We start from the raw sequence: 10458 nt of genomic DNA on the forward strand, positions 1-10458 counted from the left end.
GCGCACAGCCGCCGGGCGATGCCCGCCCAGCCCGGGAACGCGGCGAGATCCGTGTCGATCCCGTGCAGGACGACGACGATCAGCTCGGCCGCATCGACGTCGCCGAAGGCCACGGCGGCGCGGGGCTCGTCGCCCTCGAAGAACAGGGAGATCAGGCGCGCCTGCGCGTCGGCGCGCAGCACGTCCTGGACGTTCTGCAGCTTCTGACGAGCCTCCGCGGACAGCGTGGGATCGGCGAGCGCCTCGGCGAGCGGATCGACCACGACGTCTCCGCGACGGTCAGTCGGCCGAACGCAGCACGAAGGTGTCGGTGGGCGGAGTGGGATCCAGAGCCGGACGGTAGATGTCGGGCTCCAGATAGATCACGCGCGCCGCGGGCACGGCATCGCGGATCCGGATCTCGATCGCGTCGATGTCGTCCGCGGCCGCGCGCACCGTCTTGTCCGAGGTGAGCGCGATCTTCGCGGCGACGAGCAGCTCGTCCGGGCCGAGGTACAGGGTCTTGATGTGGATGAGCTTCTCGACCTCGTCGCCCGCCAGGATCGCGTCGACGATGCGGTCGTAGTCGGCCTCGTTCGCGCCCTCGCCGACCAGCAGGCTCTTGGTCTCGATGCCCAGCACGACCGCGATGAGCACGAGCAGCAGGCCGATCATGAGCGTGCCGAGCGCGTCGAACAGCGGGTTGTGGGTGATCAGGGTGAGGCCGACGCCGAGCAGCGCGAAGAGGAGGCCCGCGAGCGCCCCGGTGTCCTCGAGGAGCACGACGGGGAGCTCCGGCGCCTTGGCGCGACGGATGAACGACACCCACGACTGCCCCTTGGGGCGCACGTGGTTGCTCTCCTTGATCGCGGTCCGCAGCGAGAACGACTCCAGCGCGATCGAGATCAGGAGCACCGCGAGGGGCAGCCACCACCACGTCCTGTCGAGCTCGTGCGGCTCGATGAGCTTCTGCACGCCCTCGTAGATCGCGAACAGGCCGCCGACCGAGAACAGGATGATCGACACGACGAAGGCGTACACGAAGCGCTCGCGGCCGTAGCCGAAGGGGTGCTCGCGATCGGCCCTGCGCTGCGCCTTGCGGCCGCCGAGCATGAGCAGCAGCTGGTTGCCCGAGTCGGCGACCGAGTGGATCGCCTCGGCGAGCATCGAGGCGGATCCGGAGAGCAGCCACGCCACGAGCTTCGCGAGCGCGATGCCCAGGTTCGCGAGGAACGCCGCCAGGATCGCCTTGCCGCCACCGGATGCACTCATGCCACGAGTCTATGACGGGCGATGCCGCGCATGACGGCGCCGATCCGCCCGCGACGGCGCCCACCCGTTCGCGACGGAGCCGGGTCGCCCAGGTGCGCCGACCGCGCACAGTCGTGCTGACCTGTTCGCGACGGCGCCGGGTCGCCCAGGCGCCGACCGCGCAGGGTGGCCGATCGCCGCGGAGATCCGGCGCACGATCCGAGCACGCCACGAGCCCGGCTCGTAGGATGGCCGCATGGTCGAAGCCCTCCCCTCTGTCGCGTTCCTCGGTGCCGGTTCGATGGGAGGCGCGATCCTGCGCGGCCTCGTCGCCAGCGCCATCCCGGTCGACGGCGGCATCACCGCCACCAACCGCACGGCGGCGCGCGCCGCCGAGCTCGAGGGCCTGCCCGGCGTGCGCTCGATCGCACTCGAGCAGCAGCCCGACGGCAACGACGTGGCGGCCGGGGCGCGCATCGTCGTCATCGGCGTGAAGCCCGCGATGGTGCCGGATCTTCTCGACGAGATCGCTCCGCATCTGCGCGAGGACGCGATCGTCGTGAGCATCGCGGCCGGCGTCACCCTCGCCACCTTCGCCGCGCACCTGCCGGCGGGCACGAGCGTGCTCCGGTCCATGCCGAACACGCCCGCGACCGTCGGCCGTGCGGTCACCGGACTCGCGGCGGCCGCCGACGTCACCGACGAGGAGCGCGCGCTCGTGCGACGCCTGTTCGAGACGGTCGGATCCGTGATCGAGGTCGCGGAGGAGCAGATCGACCCGCTCTCCACGATCTCCGGATCCGGTCCCGCCTACGTCTTCCTGCTCATCGAGGAGTTCACCAAGGCCGCCGTGGGCAAGGGCTTCGCCGAGCCGGAGGCGCGTCTCATGGCCGAGCAGACCTTCATCGGCGCGACCGCGCTGCTGGAGGCGTCGGGCGAGGATCCCGCCGAGCTGCGCCGCCGCGTGACGAGCCCCAAGGGCACCACCGAGCGCGCGGTCGCGGTGCTGCAGGACGCGGACCTGGACGGTCTGTTCGCCCGCGCCACCGACGCCGCGCTCGCCCGGGCGCGCGAGCTCGCCGCCGGGGCATGACCCTCGGGCCGGCGCTCCTCGAGTCGGGGAGCGCCGCCCGCGCCGTCCTCACGCCTCGCTGGCGACCTCGGCGAGCACCTCGGGCCAGCGCCGCTCCAGGATCCGTCCGCCCAGCACCGCGCCGCCCCAGACGGCGAGGCCGCCGCACACCAGGCCGAATGCGAGGCTCAGCCAGCCGAGCCACGGCGTCCAGATCGCGGCGATCGCGAGGCCGAACGCCGGCGCGCCGATCGCGAGGCTCAGCGGCGTGATGATCATCATCGCGACCATCGACTGCACCCCGCCGGAGGATCCTCGTCCGAACGGATTCGCCTCGGGGGCGGGCGCCCGGCCCGGCAGGAACGCACCCACCCACACCCCGAGTCCGGCCGCCGCCGCGCCCAGGCCCAGAGCCGCGCCGAGGCTGGCGGGCAGGAGATCCATCCGCCCCGCCAGGATGCTCGCCGCGACGCACAGTACGATCGTCACCGGCACCGCGATGATCCCGAACCCGAGCAGGCGGCCCGCGCGATCCGCCCGTCCCGGCACTCCGGTGTGGATGTGCAGGGCGATCGCGTCGTTGTCGTAGGCGATGCCGAGCTGCAGGATCGTGCCGATCAGCAGCGCGTTGATCGCGGGGATGAGGATCGCGGCGGGGCCCAGCGAGAACGAGCCCTCCCCGCGTCCGTTCATCAGGGTGATCCCGATCAGGAGCGCGGGCAGCAGCACCATCATCACGGTGTTGATGACCTGGCGCGGGTCGCGCGTGGCGTAGCGCAGGGTGCGGGCCGCGATCGCCCCGACCGGGGTGGCGGGGAGGACGCGATCGAGCAGCCCGCCGGAGCGCACGCGCCCGCCGCCGCGGTTCTGGATCGGCGCGACCAGACGCGCGGCGAGCAGTCCGCGCGCGGCGAACCACAGGGCGGCCGCCGTCGCGAGCGCGATCAGGAGGCGGAGGCCGGCCGCGAGCAGATCGCCCTGGGCGAGCGCGGCGGGGACGCCGAAGACGGCGCCGAGCGGCGTCCATCCGGCGGCGTCGGCGATCGCGGGCAGGACCGCGGTGGGATCCGAGAGCCGCGAGAAGGCGCGCACGAGCACGTTGATCAACAGGCCGGAGCAGGCGACGAGCAGCACGCCGAGCGTGATCACCAGGTCGCGCGTGCGCCGTCCGGCCAGCCACCCGGCGAGCACGCCGCTGACCACCCTGGCGCCGAGCACGCAGGTAGCGAGCGCGAGCGGGATGAGGACCACGGCGGACACGAGGGCGAGCGGACTCACCGACCATCCCACGAGCATGAGCAGCAGCGCCACGGTCGTGCCGATCCCGCCGATCGTCGTGGCGCCCGCGACGACGAGCCCCGGCAGCATGGATCGTGCCGTCACCGGCAGCAGGGCGAACCGCTCGGGGGCGAGCGAATCGTCGACGCTCACCACGATCGAGCCGATCCACCACACGAGCATGATGCCGGCGCCGACGAGGACCAGCGTGCGCACGGCCGCATCGGGTGCGGCGACCCGCAGCGCCACCAGGCCGGCGGCCAGCGCGGCCAGGAGGCCGAGGGCGATCATCCCCGAGATGATCAGGGACACGATCATCCACGGGTTGCGGCCGAGCTGGTGTCCGAGCTGGCGCCAGCGCAGGCTTACGAGGAGCGCAACCATGCGAGCGTCTCCGATCCGAGCTCATGCGCGCCGACCAGGGAGAGGAAGCGCTGCTGCAGGGTCTCGCCCGCACGCACCTCGTCGAGGGTGCCGTTCGCGAGCAGGCGCCCCTCCGCGACGATCGCGACGCGGTCGCAGAGGGATTCGACGAGCTCCATCACGTGGCTCGACAGCACGACCGTGCCGCCGCCGGCGACGAAGGCCCGCAGGATCTGCCGGATCGTCTCGCCCGACACGGGGTCGACCGCCTCGAGCGGCTCGTCCAGGATGAGCAGGCGCGGTGCATGGATGAGCGCGCACGCGAGGCCGATCTTCTTGCGCATGCCCGCGGAGTAGTCGACGACCAGCGTGCTGCCGGCATCGGCGAGTCCCAGCGCCTCGAGCAGTTCGCCGGAGCGGACGACGACCTCGGCCTCGCTCATGCCGCGGAGCAGCCCGGTGTACCGCAGCAGCTCGGCGCCCGTGAGGCGGTCGAGCATGCGCACGCCGTCCGGCAGCACGCCCATGCGTCCCTTCGCCGCGGCCGGATCCTGCCACACGTCCGCGCCGAGCACCCGTGCGGTGCCGGCGTCGGGGCGCAGCAGGCCCGTGGTCATCGCGAGGGTCGTGGTCTTGCCCGCGCCGTTGGGCCCGAGCAGGCCGAGCATGGATCCGGCGGGGACGTCGAGCCAGAGGTCGTCGACGGCGACCTTCTGCCCGAACTGCTTGCGAAGGCCCTGGAGGGAGAGCACCGGCGGCGCGGCCGCGAAGGGCGCTGTGGAGTCGGTCATGCCTCCATCCGACCACGCGCCGCCCCCGCCGGGCATCCCCCTCGAGACGGACATCCCGTTCCCCGGGCCGCCCTGCTTGGGGCGCCCCCCGTTGGCCGCCCCCTATGACCGCGAGACTCCAACTCCGCGACGAGACTGCGGTTCAGAAGCGCAGTCTCGTCGCCCAGTTGGAGTCTCGCGGTCCGGCGAGCCCCGGGTCAGCGGTCCAGGGAGACCCGGGTCAGCGGTCCAGGGAGGAGAAACGCTCGATGTCGCTGTTGGTGCCCGACACGATGATGAGGTCGTGGTTGGTGACGACGGTGTCGGCCTCGGCGTAGCGGAACGGCTTGCCGGGGCTCTTCACGCCCACCACGGTCACGTTGTACTTGCTGCGCACGCCGGACTGGTTCAGGCCCACGCCGCGGATGAACTTGGGCGGGTACATCTTGGCCAGCACGAAGTCGTCGTCGAAGCGGATGAAGTCGAGCATGCGGCCGCTCACGAGGTGCGCGACCCGCTCCCCGGCCTCGCGCTCGGGGTAGACGACGTGGTTCGCGCCCACCCTGGCGAGGATCTTGCCGTGCGACTGGGACACCGCCTTCGCCCAGATCTGCGGCACCTTGAGGTCGACCAGGTTCGCGGTGATGAGCACCGACGCCTCGATCGAGGAGCCCACGGCGACGACGGCGACCTGGAAGTCCTGGGCGCCGATCTGGCGCAGCGCGTCGATGTTGCGCGTGTCGGCCTGCGCGGCGTGCGTGACCCGCTCCGACCACTTCTGCACCAGCTCGAGGTTGGTGTCGATCGCGAGCACCTCGCGGTCGAGGCGGTCCAGCTCGCCGGCGCAGGCGGCGCCGAAGCGGCCCAGCCCGATCACGAGCACCGGGGCATCGTTGCGCAGCACTTCAACCATGCCGCCCACTTTACTGTCCGCGTACTGTCCGCCATCGTGGCGACCCCGCCCGCCGGTCTCCGGTCCGGGCGCCGGACGGTCTCCGGTCCGGGCACCAGAGCGTCTCCGGTCCCGGACGCCGGAGCGACCGTCTCGCCGGCACCGCGATCCGGTCCGGGCGCCGGAGCGACCTCGTCCCGCCGCGACCCCGTCCCCAGTCGCGCCCGGGTCAGCCGACGATCGGGCGCTCGACCGGCAGCGAGTACAGCTGGGTGCGGGACGTCGCGGCCACGGCCGCGGCGAGCGTGACCGTGCCGACGCGGCCCATGAAGATCGTGGCAGCGAGGATGTAGGTCGCCGCGTCGGGCAGCCTCTCGGTGACGCCGGTCGACAGCCCCACCGTGCCGAAGGCCGAGACCACGTCGAAGAGCACCTCGTCCACGGAGAACTTCGTGATCTGGCTGATCGCGATCGTGGAGAGCGCGACGGTGGTCGCGCCCCAGGCGACGACACTGAGCGCGACGCGCTGCACGTCCGAGGGGATCCGGCGCCCGAAGGCCTGCACCGAGGGGCGCCCCTTGGCCTCGCTGATCACGGCCAGGGCGAGCACGGCGAGCGTGGTGACCTTGATGCCGCCGGCCGTGGACGCGGATCCGCCGCCCACGAACATGAGCATGGAGGCGGCGAGCATCGAGGATCCGTTGAGATCGCCCATGTTCACGACGCTGAAGCCGCCGGAGCGCGTCATCGCGGACAGGAAGAAGGCCTGGAACGTCGTGTCGCCCGCGTCCATGGATCCGAAGGTCTTCGGGTTGTCGAACTCGAGCAGGAGGAAGACGGCCGCGCCGACCACGAACAGTACGATCGTGGTGAGCACGGTGAGCTTGGCGTGCAGCGACCAGCGGCGCACGTGCCAGCGCTGCCGGGCGAGCGTGTAGATCACGGGGAAGCCGAGGCTGCCGAGGAACACGCCGAGCATGAGCACGCTCAGCACGTAGTAGTTCTGCGCGAACGGCGCGAGGCCTCCGGGATTCGGGGTGAACCCGGTGTTGGTGAACGCCATGGCCGCGTAGAACGGCGCCTCCCAGAGGGCGGTGACGGGATCCACCCCCGCCGTCAGCAGCGCCGGGTAGAGCAGGACGATGAGACCGGCCTCGATCGCGAACGCCGAGATCGCCACCGTGCGCAGCAGGGACCCGACCTCGCCGAGCCGCACGGTCTGGCTCTCGTTCACGGGACCGCCGTGCGCGCGCATCGGGTTGGTGTCGCCCGCGGCGATGAGCTTGGCGCGAAGACCCAGGCGCTTCGAGATCGCGAGACCCATCACGCTCGCCAGGGTCAGCACGCCGAGTCCGCCGATGTTGACGCCGACGAAGATCACGCCGAGCCCGAAGCCCGACCAGTGCGTCGCCATGTCGACGGTCGACAGGCCCGTGACGCAGATCGTGGAGACGGCCGTGAACAGCGCATCGGCGAGCGGCGTCACCGTGCGGTCCGCGCTCGCGATCGGCAGCGACAGGAGCGCGGTCGTGATCAGGATGAGCGCCGAGAACACCACGATCGCGAATCGCGAAGGGGAGGAGGTCGTCAGGGTCTTGCCGAGACGGACGGTCCTGCGGACGACCTCGGGGAAGGATCGCGGGGCAGCGGTGCGCGCCATGGTCGAGCCCCTCCGATCCTCCGTCCGCCAAGCCTTCGTCATGGTACTCCGCCCCTGGCGCGGCTACTGTGAAGGCATGACCGACATCTTCGACGTGATCGCCGACGGCACGAGACGGGACATCCTTCAGCTCCTGCGCCAGCGGTCCGAGGAAGGGGATGCGGGCACGAGCGTCACGCAGATCGTGAGCGAGCTCGGGATCAGCCAGCCCACCGTCTCCAAGCACCTCAAGGTGCTGCGCGAGGCCGAACTGGTCACGGTCCGCGAAGACGGCCAGCGTCGCTTCTACAGCATCGAGGCGGCCCCCCTGGAACAGGTCGACGACTGGCTCGTCCCGTTCCTCGCCGACGCCTACGGAGACTCCGCCCCTGACATCTCGGGGCTCATCGGGGTCCCGCCGCTGCCGGACGGCGCCGCGCACGCCGCCGAGGTCGTGGGCCGCGCCGCCGCGAGCGCGAAGCACGTGGTGCAGACGGCGCTCAAGCGCCTCGGCGCCTGACCGCCGCCCGCAGCCACGTGCCACGGGAGCCGCGGAGGCGGCCTCCGATGCGTCCCGTGATCCGCCTCAGCGCCGTGCCCGGCCGAAGAGCCAGCGTCCCCACAGGACCGAGATCGCGAGGATGACCGCGCACCAGCCCAGCGCCCAGGCGGGCTGGGCGTGCAGGGGCGTGCCCATGAGCAGGCCGCGGATGGTCTCGATGATCGGCGTGATGGGCTGGTTCTCCGCCACCCACTGCAGCCAGGTCGGCATCGTGTGCACGGGGACGAACGCGCTGGACAGGTAGGGCACGAACATGAGGATGAACCCGTATCCCGCGGCCGCTTCCGGACTGCCTGCGGCGAGGCCGATGGCCGCGTAGAGGTACGTGATCACGAGGATGTAGACGGCGATCACACCGAAGGCGGCGAGCCATTGCAGCGGGCCCGCGCTGGGACGGAAGCCGAGCAGCAGCGCGACGCCGAACACCACCGCGGTGGAGACCAGGTTGCGGGCGAGGCTCGCGACGACGTGCCCGGTGAGCACGGATCCCGGTCGCAGCGGCATCGTGCGGATCCGGTCGATGATGCCGGTGGACATGTCGCGGGAGACGTACGTCGCGGTCGACGCGGCGCCGAAGCCGGCGCAGAGCAGGATGATCCCCGGCACGACGTAGTCGACGTAGCTGCCGTCGTTCTCGATCGCCCCGCCGAACACGAACGTGAACAGCAGCATGAGCGTGACGGGCAGCATGATCGACATCGACAGGGTCTCGCCGTCGCGCAGCGACAGGATCAGGCTGCGGCGGACGAACACGCGCTCGGCGGCGAACCCGCGCAGCCGGGGGCGGATCCCCGATGCGGCCGACGGGATCGGCGCGAGCGCGCCCCGGGCGGCGGAAGAGGCGGTCGCGGGGGACGGATCGGTCGCGGGGGACGGCCCGGCGGCGGCGGAAAGGGCGGTGGTGCGGGTCGGAGCGGTCATGCGAACTCCCGGAGGGTCGTGCGATCGGCGTCGCCGGTCGCGGTGAGGGTGAGGAAGACGTCGTCGAGCGTGGGACGGCGCAGTTGCACGCGCGCCGCCGGGTGCGCGGCCTCGAGCTCGTCCAGGGCGCGGCGGATGCCGTCGATCGAGCCGTCCGTCGCGATCTCCGCGAGGGACGATCCGTCCGCATCCTCGGCGACGAGCACGTCGCTGCCGAACTGCGCCTTGAGGGCGGCCGCGGTCCCGGTGCGGACGATGCGTCCCTCGTGCAGCACGGCGATGCGGTCCGCGAGCCGATCGGCCTCCTCCAGGTACTGCGTGGTGAGGAAGACGGTGGTGCCCGCATCGGCGAGGCCCCGGATGACGTCCCAGAGGTCGAGGCGGCTGCGGGGATCCACGCCGGTCGTCGGCTCGTCGAGGAAGAGCACCTGCGGCGTGACGACGAAGCTCAGCGCGAGGTCGAGCCGGCGGCGCATGCCGCCGGAGTAGGTCGCGACCTTGCGCCCCGCGGCGTCGGCGAGGGCGAACCGCCCGAGCAGCTCGTCCGCGCGGCGGCGGGCGGCGCGCGGGGACAGGCCGGAGAGCCGGGAGAGCATCACCAGGTTCTCCACGCCGGTGAGCGCGTCGTCGACCGCGGCGGACTGCCCGGTGAGCGAGATCCGCTGCCGCACGCCTCCGGGGTCGCGGCGCACGTCGCAGCCGGCGACGATCGCGGTGCCGGCATCGGCGCGGGTGAGCGTGGTGAGGATCGAGATCGTGGTGGTCTTGCCGGCGCCGTTCGAGCCGAGCAGCGCGACGATCTCGCCCTGCTCGGCCGTGAGGTCGACGCCGCGCAGGACAGGGGTGCCGCGGTACTGCTTGGTGAGTCCTGCGACTTCGATGGCCGTGGTCATCGCCGTTCCTTTCTGTGTATGGGTGAAACTGTTTATGACGGTAACACACTGTTTACGCAATAAACAGTCTTATCCTGGAGTCATGACCGAACAGCCCGAACCCGCCGACCTGCCCGATCTTCCCGATCTGCCGCGCGGCATCGCGCTGGCCTGGGGCATGGCCGCCAGTCCGCAGCGCGGGCCGAAGCGCGAGATGAGCGTCGAGCGGATCGTCGAGGCGGCCGTCGCGCTCGCCGACCGCGAGGGGCTCGGAGCGGTCTCGATGGCGGCAGTGGCGAAGGCGCTCGGATTCACCCCCATGTCGCTCTACCGCTACGTCACGGCGAAGGACGACCTGCTGCTGCTCATGCAGGAGGAGGCCTCAGGGCTGCCCCCTCTGCCCGAGGTCGGCACGGCCGAGCGGGGCTGGCGGGAGGAGGCGGAGCGGCTCTACCGCGCCCATCTCGACATCTACCTCCGGCATCCCTGGCTGCTCAGCCTGCCGATCAGCGGCACCCCCGTGACGCCGGGGACCGCCGCCTGGATGGACGCGTATCTCGCGGCCTTCGCCGACACCCCGCTCGATCAGGACGAGCGGATGGGCGCGATGCTCGCCATCATGGGGCAGTCCCGATGGTTCGGCACGGTGGCGGCCGGCTATGCGGAGGCAGCGCGGGCGAGCGGTCTGACGCTCGAGGAGGTCGGCGCCCAGGAAGCCGCGCTGTTCCGGGCACTGATCGACGCCGACGCCTATCCGCACACGCGTGCCGCGCTGGATGAGGGCGCGATCGACGGCGATGGGGATCCGATGGTGTTCGGCATCGAGCGCCTGCTCGACGGGATCGCCGCCCACATCGAC

The 10458-nt window shown here is 71.7% G+C and carries 11 protein-coding genes; 3 read left to right on the forward strand and 8 right to left on the reverse strand.

Annotated elements, in window-relative coordinates; translation table 11 throughout:
* Positions 1-263 (reverse strand): hypothetical protein (locus B7X32_RS13510; RefSeq protein ID WP_292720506.1); only part of this gene is annotated, 263 nt, incomplete at its 3' end.
* A gap of 16 nt (positions 264-279) precedes the next feature.
* On the reverse strand, positions 280-1251 hold the full coding sequence (locus B7X32_RS13515) for a cation diffusion facilitator family transporter (protein ID WP_292720508.1): 972 nt from the start codon (positions 1249-1251) through the stop codon (positions 280-282).
* Between the two features lie 235 nt (positions 1252-1486).
* Here B7X32_RS13515 and proC point away from each other — a divergent pair, with 235 nt between their 5' ends.
* Positions 1487-2323, forward strand: coding sequence for a pyrroline-5-carboxylate reductase (gene proC / locus B7X32_RS13520; RefSeq protein WP_292720511.1), 837 nt, complete (start codon positions 1487-1489; stop codon positions 2321-2323).
* 48 nt (positions 2324-2371) lie between these two features.
* Here the strand turns inward: proC and B7X32_RS13525 are convergent, their stop codons facing one another.
* From B7X32_RS13525 to B7X32_RS13540, 4 genes are all read right to left on the reverse strand, one after another.
* Complete coding sequence (locus tag B7X32_RS13525) at positions 2372-3964, reverse strand: hypothetical protein (protein WP_292720515.1); 1593 nt, start codon at positions 3962-3964, stop codon at positions 2372-2374.
* Positions 3946-4734 (reverse strand): ABC transporter ATP-binding protein, encoded by a 789-nt coding sequence (locus B7X32_RS13530; protein WP_292720518.1) that lies wholly within the window; start codon positions 4732-4734, stop codon positions 3946-3948. Before B7X32_RS13530 ends, B7X32_RS13525 begins: the two co-directional genes overlap by 19 nt.
* Before the next feature lie 220 nt (positions 4735-4954).
* A complete protein-coding gene (locus B7X32_RS13535; protein ID WP_045272962.1) occupies positions 4955-5626 on the reverse strand; it encodes a TrkA family potassium uptake protein in 672 nt (223 codons plus the stop codon).
* Positions 5627-5834: 208 nt separating this feature from the next.
* Entirely contained in the window at positions 5835-7265 is a 1431-nt protein-coding gene (locus B7X32_RS13540; RefSeq protein WP_292720522.1) for a potassium transporter TrkG, read from the reverse strand.
* Positions 7266-7341: 76 nt separating this feature from the next.
* Here B7X32_RS13540 and B7X32_RS13545 point away from each other — a divergent pair, with 76 nt between their 5' ends.
* Positions 7342-7764, forward strand: coding sequence for a metalloregulator ArsR/SmtB family transcription factor (locus B7X32_RS13545; RefSeq protein WP_292720525.1), 423 nt, complete (start codon positions 7342-7344; stop codon positions 7762-7764).
* 66 nt (positions 7765-7830) lie between these two features.
* Here B7X32_RS13545 and B7X32_RS13550 read toward each other — a convergent pair whose 3' ends face one another.
* Together B7X32_RS13550 and B7X32_RS13555 are read right to left on the reverse strand one after the other, a co-directional pair.
* Complete coding sequence (locus tag B7X32_RS13550) at positions 7831-8727, reverse strand: ABC transporter permease (RefSeq protein WP_292720528.1); 897 nt, start codon at positions 8725-8727, stop codon at positions 7831-7833.
* Positions 8724-9620: an ATP-binding cassette domain-containing protein gene (locus B7X32_RS13555; RefSeq protein WP_292720532.1), complete on the reverse strand. Its 897-nt coding sequence runs from the start codon at positions 9618-9620 to the stop codon at positions 8724-8726. The genes B7X32_RS13550 and B7X32_RS13555 overlap by 4 nt, the downstream gene beginning before the upstream one ends.
* 82 nt (positions 9621-9702) lie before the next feature.
* Here B7X32_RS13555 and B7X32_RS13560 point away from each other — a divergent pair.
* The coding region (locus B7X32_RS13560; RefSeq protein ID WP_292720535.1) for a TetR/AcrR family transcriptional regulator at positions 9703-10458 on the forward strand (756 nt) is incomplete at its 3' end.

It is taken from the genome of Microbacterium sp. 13-71-7 (assembly GCF_002257455.1).
Taxonomy (GTDB): domain Bacteria; phylum Actinomycetota; class Actinomycetes; order Actinomycetales; family Microbacteriaceae; genus Microbacterium.

Coding starts and splice junctions, on each gene's coding strand:
- B7X32_RS13545 (WP_292720525.1), top strand. CDS start 7,342: ATGACCGACATCTTCGACGTGATCGCCGACGGCACGAGACGGGACATC.
- B7X32_RS13540 (WP_292720522.1), bottom strand. CDS start 7,265: ATGGCGCGCACCGCTGCCCCGCGATCCTTCCCCGAGGTCGTCCGCAGG.
- B7X32_RS13530 (WP_292720518.1), bottom strand. CDS start 4,734: ATGACCGACTCCACAGCGCCCTTCGCGGCCGCGCCGCCGGTGCTCTCC.
- proC (WP_292720511.1), top strand. CDS start 1,487: ATGGTCGAAGCCCTCCCCTCTGTCGCGTTCCTCGGTGCCGGTTCGATG.
- B7X32_RS13515 (WP_292720508.1), bottom strand. CDS start 1,251: ATGAGTGCATCCGGTGGCGGCAAGGCGATCCTGGCGGCGTTCCTCGCG.
- B7X32_RS13535 (WP_045272962.1), bottom strand. CDS start 5,626: ATGGTTGAAGTGCTGCGCAACGATGCCCCGGTGCTCGTGATCGGGCTG.
- B7X32_RS13525 (WP_292720515.1), bottom strand. CDS start 3,964: ATGGTTGCGCTCCTCGTAAGCCTGCGCTGGCGCCAGCTCGGACACCAG.
- B7X32_RS13555 (WP_292720532.1), bottom strand. CDS start 9,620: ATGACCACGGCCATCGAAGTCGCAGGACTCACCAAGCAGTACCGCGGC.
- B7X32_RS13550 (WP_292720528.1), bottom strand. CDS start 8,727: ATGACCGCTCCGACCCGCACCACCGCCCTTTCCGCCGCCGCCGGGCCG.